A 16,147-nucleotide genomic window follows, 5' to 3' on the forward strand; every position below is an offset into this window, starting at 1 on the left:
GTATCAAATGATGTTGAAGAAAAGTTTTGTTTATTTAGTTCTTTCTTCTTTTGTTTTATTGGGCTCTTCAATGGAAGTTGAGGCAAAGCGTTTAGGGGGTTCTAAGAGCTTTGGCAAACAATCAAGCTTGACGAAAAAACAAGCAGCTCCAGCACCTGCTGCTCCAGCAGCGCAACCTGCTCAGGCAGCCAAACCTGCAGCAGCACCTGCTGCCGCACAGCCTAAAAAAGGCTTTGGCATGGGAGGTATCTTGGGAGGTTTAGCAGCTGGATTGGGTATTGGTTGGTTGTTATCTCATTTTGGTTTGGGTGAGGCTGCTGCATCATTTTTTATGGGTTTATTAATGGTCATGGCAGTGGCAATGATTGGTTTGTGGTTATTTAGAAAATTTGCCGGTTCTCAAGCCAAATACAAAATGAGTCCAGCGGGTGGATCTCAATGGGATTCTACAAGCCAATACAACCGAGAGCAGCCAGTAATGCCAAGCGCTTCTCCAGCTTCAGAAGTTGCAAGTCAGGAAATAGGTATTCAAAATTTTGACCAAGAATCATTCTTGTTAAATGCAAAGAAACATTTTGTTCATTTGCAGCAAGCTTGGGATGACGGTGATTTAGACAAGCTAAGAGAGTTTGCAACGGCAGAAATGTTTACTGAATTAAGTCAGGATCTTGGTGCTCGTGCCCATGCTAATAATCGCACTGAAGTATTAACTCTTGATGCTGAATTGCTAGGCGTTGAAACAATTTCTGAGGTTCATCTTGCTAGCGTGAGATTCTCAGGCATGATTCGCGAACAGGCTGATGGAGCTGCAGAGTCATTTGTTGAGGTTTGGAATTTAACCAAGCCTGTTAATGGTCAAGGCGGTTGGGTATTGGCCGGTATACAACAATTGGTCTAATCTGAAAAAGATCGTACAAGCCTTAAATTATTTGCTGGCCCAAGAATCTTGGGCCAGTGACCTTTTGCACAAGCACATTGGTAAAACAATTCATCTAGTTTTGCCAATCACAGAAGTAAGTCTTCTGATTGATAAGGCTGGTCAATTTACTATAGCGCCAAGCCTAGTCAGTGAGCCAAACGTGACCCTAACCATTGGATCAGATGTCTTTAGTGCATTTGTGGCTGGTGGTAAAGAGTCCGCGGCGCAACACGTCAAGGTGTCCGGTGACGTGGATTTGGCTCACGCTATGTCAAAGCTGGCAGGACAGTTGCGCTGGGAGTTTGAAGAAGACCTCTCTAAATTAGTGGGTGATGCAATGGCGCATCGCATTGTTCAGGCAGCCAAAAAGGCAAATGCCTACAGTCAATCTGCTATCAAAGATGTTGGCGGTAGTGTCTTTGAATATTTCGTTCATGAAAAGCCAACTTTGGTTCAGAGGGATGAGTTAACGCTGTATAAAAATAATTTACGTCAATTGCGTGATGATGTTGAGCGTATAGAAAAGCGTATTGAGCGCCTATTGGAGAGATCTCAGTGAGACAGTTTTTAAGATTATTGAAGATCATCTTTACGATCTGGCGTTTTGGGCTTTTAAGAATAGTTCGGGATAGTCTTAAGCCTGGCATTGTTAAACTAATTTTGACAGCTTTATCTTGGGTAACGCCGGGGTCTTATACCCGTGGTGAAAGTTTAAGGTTAGCCTTAGAGGCTTTGGGCCCTATTTTTGTTAAGTTTGGTCAGGTTCTCTCAACGCGTCGTGACCTATTGCCTACTGATATTGCTGATGAGTTAGCAAAATTGCAAGATCAAGTGCCTCCCTTTGCTGAAGACAAGTCGATTGCATTGGTTGAGGCATCTCTTGGTAAAAAATTATCTGAAGTTTTCATTTCTTTTGAGCGCACACCTACGGCCAGTGCTTCAGTAGCGCAGGTGCATTTTGCGGTTCTTAAAGGAACTGAAAAATACCCCGAGTGGGAAGGTAAGGAAGTTGCCGTCAAAGTTTTACGTCCAGGCATCCTGTCCATCATTGAAAGTGATTTAGCCTTATTGAAAATACTGGCTGGGTTGGTTGAGAAATTGTGGCGTGATGGTAAACGCTTAAAGCCAAAAGAAAACGTAGAAGAATTTGATACATATTTGCACGATGAATTGGATCTAATGAGAGAGGCTGCCAATTCAAGTCAACTACGAAGAAACTTTGAAGGCTCTACCAAATTAATGATCCCAGAAATGTATTGGGATTTATGTGGTTTGAATGTGATGGTCATGGAGCGTATGCATGGCATACCTATCTCTAAATTAGATCAACTTCAGGCCGCGGGCATTGATCTTAAAAAATTAGCATCTGATGGCGTTGAAATTTTCTTCACGCAAGTTTTCCATGATGGTTTCTTCCATGCTGACATGCACCCAGGTAATATTTTTGTTAGTGTTGCCCCAGAAACATTCGGGCGCTACATTGCTTTGGATTTTGGTATTGTGGGTGCACTCTCTGATGTCGATAAAAATTATTTAGCGCAAAACTTTCTAGCCTTCTTCAATAGAGATTACCGAAGAGTTGCTGAGTTGCATATTGAGTCTGGTTGGGTTCCAAAAGAAACAAGGGTTGAAGAGTTAGAGGGCTCCGTTAGATCGGTGTGTGAACCTTACTTTGATCGTCCGCTAAAAGATATTTCATTAGGTCTTGTGCTCATGAGACTCTTCCAGGTTTCTAGGCGATTTAATGTTGAGATACAGCCTCAACTGACGTTATTACAAAAAACACTTCTGAACGTTGAAGGCTTAGGGCGCCAATTAGATCCAGATATGGATTTATGGAAGACAGCCAAACCCGTTTTAGAGCGTTGGATGGACCAGCAAATTGGTATTCGCGGCTTCATTGATCGAATTAAAGATGAGGCGCCGCAATGGTCTAAGTTAGTGCCAACTATTCCTAGGCTTGTTGTAAAATGGTTAGAGAGCCACCAAGAAACACAAAATGATGTGACTCAAGAGTTGATGTTCAAACTTTTAATTGAGCAAAAACAAACGCGTAAGTTAATTTGGGGAACCATTCTTTTCTTTGGTGGATTGTTCACAGGAACCTTATTTACTCTCACCTGGCTTGGCTAAGCCCTATAATTTAAGGCTTCATGAAAAAATATTTTATTGCCGGTATGCTCGTTTGGGCCCCTTTAGCTATCACCGTTTGGGTGATGACTTGGGGTCTGTCGTTATTGGATGGTATTTTTGGCTCGGTAATGAAGGGTCTTATGGCTGTACTTCCATTGGAGCTAAGGTCCGATCTCCAATCCTTTAAAGATTTACCGGGTGTTGGCATTCTTATTGTGATTGCAATCATTTTGCTCACAGGTGTTATGGCTGCAAACTTTGCTGGTCAATGGTGGGTGCGTTTATGGGATCGTTTTATTGCGCGCATCCCAATTGTTAAGTCTATTTACTCCAGCGTTAAACAAGTTTCCGGAACTTTGTTTTCAAGCAAAGGCAATGCTTTTAGAAAAGCAGTATTAATTCCATATCCACGCAATGGATCTTGGACTATTGCTTTTATCACCGGAAATCCAGCAACTGAAGTTTCTGAAAAGTTAAGTGGTGAGCACGTTAACGTGTTTTTACCAACAACACCAAATCCAACGTCAGGATTTTTTATGATTGTTCCTAAAGCGGACATCATAGAACTCGATATGGGGGTTGAAGAAGCCCTCAAGCATATTGTTTCAATGGGTTCAGTACCCCCCTTACAACATCCAGAATTAACTGCAAAGTAGGAAGTTTTATGTCAATGCGTAGCCATCAGTGTGGGCAAGTAACAGAAGCCCTAGTCGGACAACAAGTCACTTTAGCTGGGTGGGTTAACCGCCGCCGCGATCATGGTGGGGTCATCTTTATTGATTTGCGAGATCGTGATGGTTTCGTTCAGGTTGTTTGTGATCCCGACCGTGCTGATATGTTCAAAATGGCGGAGCAAGTTCGCAATGAATACTGTATTCAGATCATTGGACTCGTTAGAGCTCGTCCTGCTGGAACTGAGAATAACGATTTAGTCAGTGGCAAGGTAGAGATTCTTTGTCATGAACTAAATATCTTGAATGCCTCTATTACACCGCCATTCCAATTAGAAGATGACAATCTTTCTGAGACAACACGCTTAACGCACCGCGTACTTGATTTACGTCGCCCACAAATGCAAAAGAATTTGCGTTTACGCTACAACGTGGCCATGGAGTCTCGTCGCTACTTGGATCAAGCGGGCTTTATTGATATTGAAACACCGATGTTAACTAAGAGCACGCCGGAAGGCGCAAGAGATTATCTTGTGCCATCACGTGTTCATGATGGTCAATTTTTTGCTTTGCCACAGTCACCACAGTTATTTAAACAATTATTGATGGTGGCCGGTTTTGATCGTTACTATCAAGTGACTAAATGTTTCCGTGATGAAGATTTGCGTGCAGATCGTCAGCCAGAATTTACACAGATCGATTGCGAAACTGCCTTCTTAGATGAATATGAAATTCGTGATTTATTTGAAAATATGATTCGTCATATATTTAAAACTGTCATGAATGTTGAGTTAGCTAATCCTTTCCCGGTCATGGCTTATTCAGAAGCGATGGCTCGTTTTGGATCAGATAAACCTGACTTACGTGTTAAGTTGGAGTTCACTGAGTTAACAGATGTCATGAAAGACGTTGATTTCAAAGTGTTCTCAGGTGCTGCCAATATGCCTAATGGCCGAGTTGTTGGGTTGCGTATCCCTGGTGGTGCGGCTATTAGCCGAAGTGATATTGATGACTATACCCAGTTCGTTGCGATTTACGGTGCAAAAGGTTTGGCTTGGATCAAAGTGAATGAGATTGCTAAGGGTCGCGATGGATTGCAATCCCCAATCGTTAAAAACTTGCATGATGCTGCTGTTGCCGAGATTTTGGCTAGAACTGGTGCAAAAGACGGCGACATTATTTTCTTTGGCGCAGATAAAGAAAAAGTTGTTAATGATTCCATAGGTGCTTTGAGATTAAAAGTGGGTCATTCTGCTTGGGCTCGTGAAAACGGTTTGATGGAGCAGACATGGCAACCTATGTGGGTTGTTGATTTCCCGATGTTTGATTACGACGATGATGCGGCACGCTGGGTGGCATGCCACCATCCATTCACTAGCCCTAAAGATGAGCATTTAAATTATCTTGAAACAGATCCTGGTAAATGCTTAGCAAAAGCATACGATATGGTTCTCAATGGATGGGAAATTGGTGGTGGTTCTGTTCGTATCCATAAAGAGTCTGTTCAGAGTCAAGTATTCAGAGCGCTAAATATTGGCCCTGAAGAAGCTCAAGCTAAGTTTGGTTTCTTATTGGATGCATTGCAGTATGGAGCGCCTCCGCATGGTGGTATCGCGTTCGGTTTAGATCGAATCGTAACCATGATGACCGGTGCAGAATCGATTCGTGATGTGATTGCATTCCCTAAAACACAAAGAGCGCAATGCTTGTTAACTCAGGCGCCTAGCCCAGTTGATGAAAAGCAATTACGTGAATTGCATATTCGCTTGCGTAAGACAGAAGTGCCTGCGTGAAAATCCCTATCTCGGTCTTAGTTGTCATTCATACAGCTAAGGGCGAGGTATTGTTGCTTGAAAGAGCGGATCACCCTGGGTTTTGGCAATCAGTAACTGGTAGCCTTGATTCTCATGATGAGCCGCTCATTGAAGCTGCAGCTAGAGAACTGTTAGAGGAAACCGGGATTGATGCTCAATCCTTTGGTAAAAACGCATTAACTTCAATGGATCACTCAGTCGAGTATGAGATTTATTCAGAGTGGCGTCACCGTTACCCTCCGGGAACCCTTAAGAACACCGAGCATTGGTTCAGCATGTTTTTAGAAGATAGGGTGCCAGTTCAGTTAGCGCCAAGAGAGCATATTTCCTGTCAGTGGCAGTCAATCGAGCATGCAGCAAGCATGTGTTTCTCCCCTAGCAATCAAGAGGCTATTAGAAAGCTCAATTCTATTTAGAATAAGGTATGTCACTGTTACGTCAAAATCGTTGGCAGAGTATTGAGTCTTTAGAGTTACTTGAGGGTGGGAAAGATTATTTTCCGGCAATTGAAGCAGCTTTGATGCGCGCCCAAAAAAGTATTTATCTAGAGGTCTATATTTTTTCGGCCGATGACCAAGCCCAAAAAATAGCCAAATTATTAGCTGATGCCGCCTTAAAAGGTTTGGATGTTAAGGTGATCGTTGATTGGTTTGGATCCTCGCCATTTCAGTTTGAGGCTGAATTACGTCAATCAGGTGTCCAATTGCAGTACTACAACCCTGGTTGGTTTGGACCATTTGGCTTCTCCAGAACCCATCGAAAAATACTGGTGATTGATGAGCTTGAGGCGTACCTTGGGGGCGTCAATATTTGTGATGATGCCAAGGATTCATCTGGCAATCCTTTGAATGGTTTGCGCTGGGATCTTGCCTTGCGTGCAACAGGTGGAATTGTAGAGAAAGTACATGCTACTTTTTTACGACAGTGGCAACGTTTACAACCTGATTCGATGCACCCAAAAAACATCTTAAGAAGAATTCTGGAGCAAGAGTTGCCATGGGGGAATAACCACTTTTTAGGTTTGCGCCACGGAACTAAGTCTGGTCTGGCCTTGGTGGCTAGAGATAACTTGCACCATCGTCGCGATATTGAACGGGCAAGCCTTAAGGCCATTGGTCAATCTAAAGAAGAAATTTGGTTGGTAACACCTTACTTTTTACCCGGAAGGCGTCTCAGGCGAGCCTTGATTCATGCTGCTCAAAGAGGAGTGGCGGTCAATTTATTATTGGGTAGAGATGAGTTTCAAATGTTGAATTGGTCAGTGCCGAGTTTGTATAGTCAGTTACTAAAAGCCAATATCACCCTATACGAGTACCCTAATGGGCTATTGCATGCCAAAGCGATGGTGGTCGATCGTCGGTGGGCAACATTAGGATCATCTAATTATGATCACTTCTCATTTTTACTGAATCATGAGGCAAACTTGATTGTGCGTAATCATGAGGTGATCAAAGAGATTCGTTGCAAGATTGCCGATCAAGCGGTGGCACTTGCTAATCAAGTAGACCCAGCAATTTATGATCAAAGACCTATCTATCAAAAACTAGCGAATTGGATAAGTTATGGTTTTGTTAGATTTGCTTTATCCATCATTACTGCTGGAACAAAAGATAAGGCTTTGCCGAGCATTAGGGATTAATTTATCTCTGAGTAGGTTAATGAAGAAAAGAAAATAATGAGACATTTAGCGCAGCAAGAAGAGCAAGCCAGTAAACATAAGTCAGGCAATGATTGGAAAGTTATTCGAAATTTATTGCCGTATTTATGGACGTTTAAAGGTCGGGTGATATTGGCTTTAAGTTGTTTGATTGCAGCTAAGGTGGCTAACCTAGGTGTGCCCATTCTTCTTAAAGAGCTGATTGATGCGATGAGTGTGCCTAAGGGTATTGAGATGCTTGTTGTGGTGCCTGTCGCATTAATTATTGCCTATGGCATTTTGAGGCTGTCTGCCTCCTTGTTCACCGAGCTACGTGAGCTTTTGTTTTCAAGGGTCACAGAGAGTGCTGTTAGAACGGTAGCGCTCCAAGTTTTTGAGCACCTGCACGCACTCTCATTGCGTTTTCATCTATCGCGACAAACAGGTGGTGTGACACGCGATGTTGAGCGAGGTACCCGAGGTATACAGTCTTTAATCTCTTATTCTCTTTACAGTATCTTGCCTACCTTGGTTGAGCTGGGTTTGGTTTTAGGATATTTCATTTGGGCATATAACTATGTCTTTGCTTTAATTACTTTTTGCGCATTAGTTATTTATGTAATTTTTACAGTCAAAGTGACTGAGTGGCGAACTCAGTACCGTCGCAAAATGAATGATTTGGATTCAAAAGCTCATCAAAGAGCCGTAGACTCCTTGATCAATTTTGAGACGGTTAAGTATTTCGGGAACGAAGGCTATGAGGCTCAACGATACGATGAGAACTTAAAGCGCTTTCGAGAGGCAGCAATTAAGTCGCAACGTTCGCTGGCATTATTGAACGCAGGTCAGCAAACCATTATCGCCATTGGTTTGATATTAATTCTTTGGCAGGCAACGATCGGTGTTGCCAGTGGAAGCATGACGATTGGTGACTTAGTGCTAGTGAATGTATTAATGATTCAGCTCTACATACCGCTCAATTTTTTAGGTGTTATTTATCGAGAGATTAAACAAGCCTTAACGGATATGGATCGTATGTTTAGTTTGTTGCAAACCGATCAGGAGATTTCAGACTCGGCAACAGCTAAGGATCTGCTGATTCATCGCTTGGACCTGGGGCCACAAGTTAGTTTTGAAAACGTAAACTTCTCTTATGAGCCAAATAGAGTTATTTTGGATGATTTGAGTTTTGAGATATTGCCGGGTCAAACCACCGCAGTTGTTGGGCATAGCGGTGCGGGTAAAAGTACCTTGGCACGTTTATTGTTCCGTTTTTATGATGTTAGTTCTGGTGCCATTAAGCTCGATCAACAAAATATCAAAGATGTCAAACAAATCAGTTTACGTCAGGCGATTGGTATAGTTCCTCAGGATACGGTTTTGTTTAATGACACGATTGCCTACAACATTGCTTACGGAAAACCTGGCGCTAGCCAAGAAGAGGTTGAAGCAGCTGCAAGATCAGCTCAGATCCATGACTTCATCATGTCTTTGCCTGATGGTTATAAAACAACTGTTGGTGAGCGTGGTCTTAAGTTGTCAGGTGGTGAGAAACAACGAGTAGCGATTGCTAGAACTTTGTTAAAAAATCCTGCATTATTAATCTTTGATGAGGCAACATCCGCCCTTGATTCTGAGACAGAGAGAGCAATACAAAAAGAGTTAATGGCCTTGGCTCAAAATAGAACTACTTTGATCATTGCACATAGGCTTTCAACAGTGATACATGCTCATCAGATTTTAGTGATGGATGGCGGAAAAATCATTGAAAGAGGCACGCACGACGAACTTTTAGCGCAACAGGGGCGGTATGCCGAAATGTGGCGAGTACAGCAATCACAAATAGAGCTAATATCCTGATATGACAGTCAATAATACAGAGCAGTTTTTAATGGGAGCCTTTGGTGAGGCTTTAAAAGCATCCGATCCAATGGCAATATTGCCTGCTGGTATTAAGAACGCATTTAAAGAGGTACCCAACGGCCGTTGTTTGGTTTTGGGTGCTGGTAAGGCTGCTGCCTCTATGGCCGTTGCTATGGAGAGTTATGCTGAGACTCATTGGCCGGGGATTAAATTAGAGGGAATGGTCATTACACGTTATGGCCATTCTTTACCAACCAAATATATTCAGGTTGTCGAAGCTGCACATCCAGTTCCTGACGAAGCGGGGATGCGAGCAGCCCAAGAGACGCTGGCATTCATTAAAACATTACAGCCTGGGGACCATTTAATAGCATTGGTATCTGGTGGAGGCTCTAGCTTATTAACATTACCAGCAGAAGGCTTGGATATTGAGGACGTTAGAGCAACCACGCAAGCGTTATTGCGATCAGGTGCTCCCATAGGTCAAATGAACATCGTTCGCAAGCACCTATCAGCTATCTTAGGTGGACATATGGCTCGTGAAGCAGTGGCGCGTGGTGCTGAGGTGTCAGCGTTTTTGATTTCTGATGTGACAGGGGATGATCCTTCAAGTATTGCTAGCGGTCCGTGTGCACCTGACGAATCAACCTTTGCTGACGCTCTTGAGATTCTGAAAGATTATGATTTATTGAATGGCGCTATTCCAAAAGCCGTTACAGATTATCTTCAAGCAGGTGTTAAGGGGGAGCGCCCTGAAACGCCGAAGTCTGGGGATGCTATTTTTAAAAAAACCCAGAACTATTTATTGGCATCGGCTCATGCAAGCCTTGAGGCAGCAGCTGATTATTGCAAGGCTCATGGTGTAACGCCTGTCATCTTAGGCGATACAGTGATGGGAGAAGCAAAAGACGTAGCACTGATGCAGGCAGCGATTGCAAGAGAAGTTTATTTGTACGATGCGCCTTTCAAAAAGCCGGTGGCCTTATTGTCGGGAGGTGAGTGCACCGTCACGATGCCTGCAGGCGTTAAAGGTCGTGGAGGGCGTTGCAGTGAGTTTTTGTTGGCTTTATATGCCGCAACGGATGACTTAAAGAATTTTTCTGCTTTGGCTGCAGACACGGATGGTATTGATGGCAGTGAGGACAATGCCGGAGCATGGTTCTCTTCAGATAGAAGAGGGTTGGCGCAATCCAAAAAGATGCAAGCCAAACAGTACCTCAGTTCACATGACAGTTTTGGGTTTTTTAAAGAATTAAATACATTGGTTCATACGGGTCCCACATTAACTAATGTGAATGATTTTCGAATATTGCTACTAGATAAAGAGTCTTGATCATGGATGTTGTAAATACGATTGAAATCTGCCAACCGGATGATTGGCATTTGCATGTCAGAGATGGTGATGTATTACCAGATTTGATTGCTCATACTGCGCAGCAATTTGCTCGTGCGATCATCATGCCTAATTTGAAGCCGCCAGTGACTACCGCTGAATTGGCTCTGGCTTATAAGCAGCGCATACTGAATGCAAGACCTTCCGAAAATTCTGTGGGAAGTTCTTTTGAACCTTTGATGGTGTTGTATCTGACTGATATGACAACAGCAGAACATGTCAAAAATGCTAAACAAGCTGGTGTTGTTGGTTTTAAGTTATACCCTGCTGGAGCAACTACTAACAGCGATGCAGGTGTGACTGATTTAGCAAAGTGCTCTGCTGCATTAGCGGAGATGGAGAGGTGTGGCATGCCTTTATTGGTTCATGGTGAGGTGACGCATGCGGACATTGATATCTTCGATCGTGAGGCAGTTTTTATTGATCAAGTTCTCGAACCTCTCAGAAAAACACACCCAGGTTTAAAAGTTATTTTTGAGCACATCACAACCAAACAAGCAGCGCACTATGTGCGTGATGCCGATACATCTAGGTTGGGCGCCATAGGAGCAACGATTACACCTCAGCACCTTCTTTATAACCGCAATGCTATTTTTAGCGGTGGCGTGAGACCTCATTACTACTGTTTACCGATTCTAAAAAGAGAAGAGCATCGTGTTGCTTTGGTAGAAGTTGCTATATCTGGTAATCCTCGATTTTTCTTGGGAACGGATAGCGCACCTCATGCCAAGGGCACGAAAGAAAATGCGTGTGGTTGTGCTGGTTGCTATACGGCATGGCATGCGATGCCTTTGTATGCGGAAGTCTTTGACGCTGCTGGAGCATTGGATCGACTAGAGGGTTTTGCAAGTTACTTTGGGGCGGATTTTTATGGTCTGCCGCGTAATACCGGTAAGCTGAAACTGAAACGTCAGCAACAGTCTATTCCTGAAAGTTTCCCAATGGGAGGCTCCACCGTAGTTCCTCTTCGTGCTGGTGAAATGCTAGCTTGGACAATAGTCGGTTAGACTATCGTTGCAGAGTCGGTAAGGCAATCGCTGCCTTGGTAACAAGGGGGAGGAAAGTCCGGACTCCATAGGACAGGGTGATGGCTAACGGCCATCCGCGGTGACGCGAGGAATAGGGCCACAGAGACGAGCGTATTTAGTTACGGTGAAACGCGGTAACCTCCACTCGGAGCAATCCCAAATAGGCAAGCGTTGAGGCGGTCCGCTGAGCTTGCGGGTAGGGAGCTTGATTTCACTGGTAACGGTGAAACTAGATGAATGGTTGCCCCCATGCGTAAGTGTGGGCGACAGAATCCGGCTTAATAGCCGGCTCTGCACTTTTAAATTTCTATAATTTCAATGCTGTGAGTGATTTCAGCAGTTTTGCCGAGCATGATGGTGGCGGAGCAATATTTGTCGTGAGATAGCTCAACAGCTTTTTCAACTCTGCTGCGATCTAAGTTTTTACCGCTAACTTTGAACACCATGTGGATCTTGGTAAAGATCTTTGGGTCTTCAGATGCTCGCTCAGCCTGCAGCTCAACCTGACAGTCGTGAATATCTTGTCTAGAGCGTTTTAAAATCATTACCACGTCAAAGCATGTGCAGCCGCCAGCACCCACAAGCATCATTTCCATAGGGCGTGGCGCCAAATTTTTACCGCCGGCTTCAGGGGCCCCGTCCATGTTTACTAGGTGCCCGCTGCCAGTTTCCGCACTAAAGGCCATGCCGTCTTTACCGAGCCATTTGATTGTTGCTTGCATTTTTCCCTCTTAAATTCACTAATTGAGCATTCCTCATGATAAGGCTTTGCCTAGGACAAAAATAAAATATCTAATAAAAACAACAACTTTTTTGAAAAATCGAGATTTTTCGCTATAATTTTTATTATGAGTTAGATAACTTTCCCAATTTTATCTAATTATCCAGTTGTCTCCTCCACCCTCCAAAAAGGTGGATTTCAGCCCAGGAAGTACTTTCCTGGGCTTTTTTTTGCTACAATCTAAGGCTTCCCAGTTTGCCCATGGGGAATGCTGTACCAGACTTTAAATTTACACTGCGAGCCTGCAATCATAAGCGGAGCCAAAGGAAGAGTTTAAAAGCTGTTTTTTAGGGCTTAACAATTTAAGGTAATCATGAAAACTTTCTCAGCAAAACCGCATGAGGTGAAGCGTGAGTGGTTCGTGATTGACGCTACGGACAAAGTCCTCGGTCGTGTCGCCAGTGAAGTGGCACACCGTCTACGCGGCAAGCACAAGCCAGAATTCACCCCCCACGTTGATACAGGTGACTACATTGTCATCATCAATGCAGCTAAGTTGCGCGTTACTGGCACTAAAGGCTTGAATAAAAAATACTACACGCACAGTGGCTATCCTGGCGGCATCTACGAAACTAACTTCGACAAGATGCAAGCTCGTTTCCCTGGTCGTGCTCTCGAGAAGGCTGTTAAGGGCATGTTGCCTAAAGGCCCCCTTGGCTATGCAATGATCAAGAAATTGAAAGTTTATGCAGATGCTGACCACCCACATTCGGCTCAACAGCCAAGTGTTCTTGAGATCTAAGGAGCCGACATGATTGGAAACTGGAACTATGGTACTGGCCGTCGTAAAAGCTCAGTAGCTCGCGTATTCATCAAGGCTGGTAAAGGTGAAATTATTGTTAACGGCAAGCCAATTGCTGATTACTTTGCTCGTGAAACGTCACGTATGATTGTTCGTCAACCTTTAGAGTTGACTAACCATGCTGCAACGTTTGATATCAAGGTAAACGTTTCTGGTGGCGGTGAGACTGGTCAAGCTGGTGCGGTTCGTCACGGTGTGACACGTGCTTTGATCGACTATGACGCTGCATTGAAGCCAGCTTTATCTAAAGCAGGTTTCGTGACTCGTGATGCTCGTGAAGTTGAGCGTAAAAAAGTTGGTTTGCATGGCGCGCGTCGTCGCAAACAGTTCAGCAAGCGTTAATTTTTTTTTGCTGTTCTACGAAAAGCCGCGCACTGCGCGGCTTTTTCTTTTCTACAATAGCGATATTGGAGGACATTAAATGATCAAAGTTGGCATTGTTGGTGGAACGGGTTACACAGGCGTTGAGTTGTTGCGTTTGTTATCTCAACATCCTGAAGTCGAGTTAACAGCTATTACTTCGCGTAAAGAGGCAGGTATGCCTGTTGCTGAGATGTTTCCATCTTTGCGTGGCAGGGTAGACCTTTGTTTCACAACGCCAGAAGAGGCCAAACTATCAGAGTGTGACGCTGTGTTCTTCGCGACACCTCATGGTGTTGCTATGGCTCAAGCCAAAGAGTTATTGGCAGCAGGAGTCAAAATATTAGATTTGGCCGCTGACTTCCGTTTAAAAGATACGGCTGAGTTTGAGAAGTGGTACGGCATGCCTCACTCATGCCCCGATATTTTGGCAGAGGCTGTTTATGGCTTGGCTGAAATTAATCGCGAGGCAATTAAAAAAGCCAGGGTGGTTGGCTTAGCAGGTTGTTATCCGACTTCAGTTCAATTGGGTTTTGCCCCTTTGATTTCTCCAAAATCAACCGGTGGTAAAAAATTAATTGATTTGAGTTATTTGATTTCCGATTCAAAGTCAGGTGTATCCGGCGCTGGTCGAAAGGCCGAAGTTGGTACATTGATGGCGGAGGCTAGTGATAACTTTAAGGCTTATGGTGTTAAAGGTCATAGACATCATCCTGAGATACGCCAAGGCTTGTCTGCCATAGCGGGTGGTCAAGAGGTGGGATTAACTTTTGTGCCTCACCTAACGCCCATGATCAGGGGGATTCATTCAACGCTTTATGCGCGAATTCTTCCAGATGGCCAAGATGTTGATTACCAAGCATTATTTGAGAAGTTTTACGAGGGCGAACCCTTTGTTGACGTGATGCCAGCCGGCAGCACACCTGAGACAAGATCTGTGAGGGGTAGTAACGCTCTACGCATCGCTGTATATCGCCCGCAAGGAGGTGATACATTGGTGATTCTTGTGGTGGAAGATAACTTGGTTAAAGGTGCTTCTGGTCAAGGTGTACAGTGTTTGAACCTCATGTTTGGTTTGCCGGAAAATATGGGTTTGACGCACATTGCTCTGATGCCATAAAGCCCCTACAGCAAATATTGGTTTTGAAGCCTACAATAGATACATGTAACAAAAAGGAGTCCGTTATGACAGCGACACAAACAGTACAAGCAACAGAAAATTTAGAACCACCAATGCCGCTTATTTTTACAGATAGCGCTGTGGCTAAAGTTGCAGATTTGATTGCAGAAGAAGGTAACCCAGATTTGAAATTGCGCGTTTTTGTGCAAGGTGGTGGTTGCTCAGGTTTTCAGTACGGCTTTACATTTGATGAAGCTGTGAATGAAGACGACACATTGGTAACCAAAGATAACGTTACTTTGTTAATTGACTCAATGAGCTTCCAGTATTTAGTGGGTGCCGAGATTGATTACAAAGAAGATATCAATGGTTCTCAGTTTGTGATCAAGAACCCAAATGCAACAACAACTTGTGGCTGTGGTTCTTCTTTCTCTGCTTAATTAAGCAGGATAGTGCGCGCCTAAGATGCGCAAACCTCTAGCACCAGTAACGGCCGGCATATTTGCTGGCCGTTTTACTTGGTGAGACCACGCTAGCCAAGCAAAAGCGGCTGCTTCAACCGCCTGTGGATCAATGTGGAATTTTTCTGTTGTCTCAATCGGGCTCTCTAGGAATGGACAGAGATTTTGAATCGCCTGAATCAAATGCTTGTTTTTTGAACCGCCGCCACAAACCACTAAATTTTTCGTAAGCGGGGCGTATTGTTGGAGTGACTCAGCAATACTTTGAGCAGTTAATGCCAGTAAAGTGGCTTGAATATTTTCAGGGGCACTTTTGTGGGTATTCGTGATTTCTAAATGATGGTGAAGCCAGTCTGCATTGAATAAATCTCTACCGGTACTTTTTGGGGGCGCCTTTTTGAAAAAAGGATCGCTTAATAAGCTTAAAAGCAGCTTTTCAATGACTTGACCTTGTTTGGCCCAACTCCCACCTTCATCAAATGGTTGATGAAGGTGCAAAAGCGCCCAATGGTCCATGAGGGCATTTCCAGGTCCGCAGTCGAATCCTGACACCAATTCTTGATTTGGAGGGTTTGTGAGCCCTGGGAGAAGGCTTAAATTTGAAATTCCACCAATATTAAGCACGGCAGTTGCTTGGTTTTGAGCAAATTGAGACCAGTGAAATGCCGGTACTAAGGGGGCGCCTTGACCACCTGCTGCAATATCTCTCGCTCTGAAGTTAGCGATGACGTTAATTGATGCCTTTTCAGCTAAGAGGGCGGGATTCAAGGACTGTAGGGTATAGCCAATACCATCGTGTAGACCAGGTTGATGTCGAATGGTTTGACCATGCGCTCCTATGGCTTGGATATCTGTTGGCTTTAACCCATTAATTTTTAATATTTTTTCAACAGAGAGACCGTAATGAATCGCCAACTGATTGGCAGCCAAAGCTTCTAAATGAAGCTCATTTTCAGAAGATTTTTGAAGTTGGAAATAAGTTTGGCGCAATGAAGCATCCATAGGGAGATCTATATGGCTAAGAACCTTGAGTTTTCCATCATCAGAAATATCTGCCAAAACAGCATCGATTCCATCAAGGCTGGTGCCAGACATAATTCCAATGTAGTAATTGTTCATAGGGGTGATCTCTTAAGTGATGCGACAATACGATTAATAAAATTAAC

At 43.8% G+C, this 16,147-nt stretch carries 16 protein-coding genes and 1 other RNA gene; 15 read left to right on the forward strand and 2 right to left on the reverse strand.

Going from position 1 to position 16,147, the window contains the following annotated elements:
* The first annotated feature begins 7 nt into the window (after nt 1–7).
* The 11 genes from ICN28_RS06735 (at nt 8) to rnpB (ending at nt 11,754) form a co-directional block, all read left to right on the forward strand.
* On the forward strand, nt 8–898 hold the full coding sequence (locus tag ICN28_RS06735) for a Tim44 domain-containing protein (protein WP_216287273.1): 891 nt from the start codon (nt 8–10) through the stop codon (nt 896–898).
* Entirely contained in the window at nt 852–1,478 is a 627-nt protein-coding gene (locus tag ICN28_RS06740; RefSeq protein ID WP_255536174.1) for an SCP2 domain-containing protein, read from the forward strand. Before ICN28_RS06735 ends, ICN28_RS06740 begins: the two co-directional genes overlap by 47 nt.
* Nucleotides 1,475–3,052 carry a ubiquinone biosynthesis regulatory protein kinase UbiB gene (ubiB, locus tag ICN28_RS06745; RefSeq protein ID WP_216287275.1) on the forward strand — a complete coding sequence of 526 codons (1,578 nt, stop codon included), beginning with the start codon at nt 1,475–1,477 and terminating at the stop codon, nt 3,050–3,052. Before ICN28_RS06740 ends, ubiB begins: the two co-directional genes overlap by 4 nt.
* 20 nt (nt 3,053–3,072) lie before the next feature.
* Nucleotides 3,073–3,708, forward strand: coding sequence for a DUF502 domain-containing protein (locus ICN28_RS06750; RefSeq protein ID WP_216287277.1), 636 nt, complete (start codon nt 3,073–3,075; stop codon nt 3,706–3,708).
* Nucleotides 3,709–3,716: 8 nt separating this feature from the next.
* Nucleotides 3,717–5,516 (forward strand): aspartate--tRNA ligase, encoded by a 1,800-nt coding sequence (gene aspS / locus ICN28_RS06755; RefSeq protein WP_216287279.1) that lies wholly within the window; start codon nt 3,717–3,719, stop codon nt 5,514–5,516.
* Nucleotides 5,513–5,953, forward strand: a complete 441-nt coding sequence (gene nudB / locus ICN28_RS06760) for a dihydroneopterin triphosphate diphosphatase (RefSeq protein ID WP_216287281.1) — start codon at nt 5,513–5,515, stop codon at nt 5,951–5,953. Before aspS ends, nudB begins: the two co-directional genes overlap by 4 nt.
* A gap of 8 nt (nt 5,954–5,961) precedes the next feature.
* Nucleotides 5,962–7,176 carry a phosphatidylserine/phosphatidylglycerophosphate/cardiolipin synthase family protein gene (locus ICN28_RS06765; protein WP_216287284.1) on the forward strand — a complete coding sequence of 405 codons (1,215 nt, stop codon included), beginning with the start codon at nt 5,962–5,964 and terminating at the stop codon, nt 7,174–7,176.
* 36 nt (nt 7,177–7,212) lie between these two features.
* Complete coding sequence (locus ICN28_RS06770; protein WP_216287286.1) at nt 7,213–9,033, forward strand: ABC transporter ATP-binding protein/permease; 1,821 nt, start codon at nt 7,213–7,215, stop codon at nt 9,031–9,033.
* A 1-nt stretch (nt 9,034) separates the two neighbouring features.
* Entirely contained in the window at nt 9,035–10,369 is a 1,335-nt protein-coding gene (locus ICN28_RS06775) for a glycerate kinase (RefSeq protein ID WP_216287288.1), read from the forward strand.
* On the forward strand, nt 10,366–11,436 hold the full coding sequence (pyrC, locus tag ICN28_RS06780; RefSeq protein WP_370626467.1) for a dihydroorotase: 1,071 nt from the start codon (nt 10,366–10,368) through the stop codon (nt 11,434–11,436). The genes ICN28_RS06775 and pyrC overlap by 4 nt, the downstream gene beginning before the upstream one ends.
* 11 nt (nt 11,437–11,447) lie before the next feature.
* Nucleotides 11,448–11,754, forward strand: an RNA gene (gene rnpB / locus ICN28_RS06785) — RNase P RNA component class A.
* A 2-nt stretch (nt 11,755–11,756) separates the two neighbouring features.
* On the opposite strand, the gene ICN28_RS06790 is transcribed toward rnpB, so the two are convergent.
* The gene (locus tag ICN28_RS06790) at nt 11,757–12,179 is read right to left on the reverse strand and encodes an OsmC family protein (protein ID WP_216287290.1); all 423 of its coding nucleotides are present in this window, start codon (nt 12,177–12,179) and stop codon (nt 11,757–11,759) included.
* Nucleotides 12,180–12,551: 372 nt separating this feature from the next.
* Between ICN28_RS06790 and rplM the strand changes: the two genes are divergently transcribed.
* The 4 genes from rplM to erpA all read left to right on the forward strand — a co-directional run bounded on the left by rplM (nt 12,552) and on the right by erpA (nt 14,960).
* Nucleotides 12,552–12,980 carry a 50S ribosomal protein L13 gene (gene rplM / locus ICN28_RS06795; protein ID WP_216287291.1) on the forward strand — a complete coding sequence of 143 codons (429 nt, stop codon included), beginning with the start codon at nt 12,552–12,554 and terminating at the stop codon, nt 12,978–12,980.
* Nucleotides 12,981–12,989: 9 nt separating this feature from the next.
* Nucleotides 12,990–13,382: a 30S ribosomal protein S9 gene (rpsI, locus tag ICN28_RS06800; RefSeq protein ID WP_216287292.1), complete on the forward strand. Its 393-nt coding sequence runs from the start codon at nt 12,990–12,992 to the stop codon at nt 13,380–13,382.
* Nucleotides 13,383–13,461: 79 nt separating this feature from the next.
* Nucleotides 13,462–14,520 carry an N-acetyl-gamma-glutamyl-phosphate reductase gene (argC, locus tag ICN28_RS06805; protein WP_216287293.1) on the forward strand — a complete coding sequence of 353 codons (1,059 nt, stop codon included), beginning with the start codon at nt 13,462–13,464 and terminating at the stop codon, nt 14,518–14,520.
* Between the two features lie 65 nt (nt 14,521–14,585).
* Complete coding sequence (gene erpA / locus ICN28_RS06810; RefSeq protein WP_216287294.1) at nt 14,586–14,960, forward strand: iron-sulfur cluster insertion protein ErpA; 375 nt, start codon at nt 14,586–14,588, stop codon at nt 14,958–14,960.
* Here the strand turns inward: erpA and ICN28_RS06815 are convergent, their stop codons facing one another.
* Nucleotides 14,961–16,100 (reverse strand): anhydro-N-acetylmuramic acid kinase, encoded by a 1,140-nt coding sequence (locus tag ICN28_RS06815; protein WP_216287295.1) that lies wholly within the window; start codon nt 16,098–16,100, stop codon nt 14,961–14,963.
* Between the last annotated feature and the right edge of the window lie 47 nt (nt 16,101–16,147).

The sequence above is a fragment of the Polynucleobacter sp. 30F-ANTBAC genome (assembly GCF_018882385.1).
Lineage (GTDB): Bacteria > Pseudomonadota > Gammaproteobacteria > Burkholderiales > Burkholderiaceae > Polynucleobacter.

What these genes read in the sequence shown, in the direction of transcription:
- ICN28_RS06735 (WP_216287273.1), top strand. Translation starts at nt 8, where the DNA reads ATGATGTTGAAGAAAAGTTTTGTTTATTTAGTTCTTTCTTCTTTTGTT.
- ICN28_RS06740 (WP_255536174.1), top strand. Translation starts at nt 852, where the DNA reads ATGGTCAAGGCGGTTGGGTATTGGCCGGTATACAACAATTGGTCTAAT.
- ICN28_RS06750 (WP_216287277.1), top strand. Translation starts at nt 3,073, where the DNA reads ATGAAAAAATATTTTATTGCCGGTATGCTCGTTTGGGCCCCTTTAGCT.
- aspS (WP_216287279.1), top strand. Translation starts at nt 3,717, where the DNA reads ATGTCAATGCGTAGCCATCAGTGTGGGCAAGTAACAGAAGCCCTAGTC.
- ICN28_RS06765 (WP_216287284.1), top strand. Translation starts at nt 5,962, where the DNA reads ATGTCACTGTTACGTCAAAATCGTTGGCAGAGTATTGAGTCTTTAGAG.
- ICN28_RS06770 (WP_216287286.1), top strand. Translation starts at nt 7,213, where the DNA reads ATGAGACATTTAGCGCAGCAAGAAGAGCAAGCCAGTAAACATAAGTCA.
- ICN28_RS06775 (WP_216287288.1), top strand. Translation starts at nt 9,035, where the DNA reads ATGACAGTCAATAATACAGAGCAGTTTTTAATGGGAGCCTTTGGTGAG.
- ICN28_RS06790 (WP_216287290.1), bottom strand. Translation starts at nt 12,179, where the DNA reads ATGCAAGCAACAATCAAATGGCTCGGTAAAGACGGCATGGCCTTTAGT.
- rplM (WP_216287291.1), top strand. Translation starts at nt 12,552, where the DNA reads ATGAAAACTTTCTCAGCAAAACCGCATGAGGTGAAGCGTGAGTGGTTC.
- rpsI (WP_216287292.1), top strand. Translation starts at nt 12,990, where the DNA reads ATGATTGGAAACTGGAACTATGGTACTGGCCGTCGTAAAAGCTCAGTA.
- argC (WP_216287293.1), top strand. Translation starts at nt 13,462, where the DNA reads ATGATCAAAGTTGGCATTGTTGGTGGAACGGGTTACACAGGCGTTGAG.
- erpA (WP_216287294.1), top strand. Translation starts at nt 14,586, where the DNA reads ATGACAGCGACACAAACAGTACAAGCAACAGAAAATTTAGAACCACCA.
- ICN28_RS06815 (WP_216287295.1), bottom strand. Translation starts at nt 16,100, where the DNA reads ATGAACAATTACTACATTGGAATTATGTCTGGCACCAGCCTTGATGGA.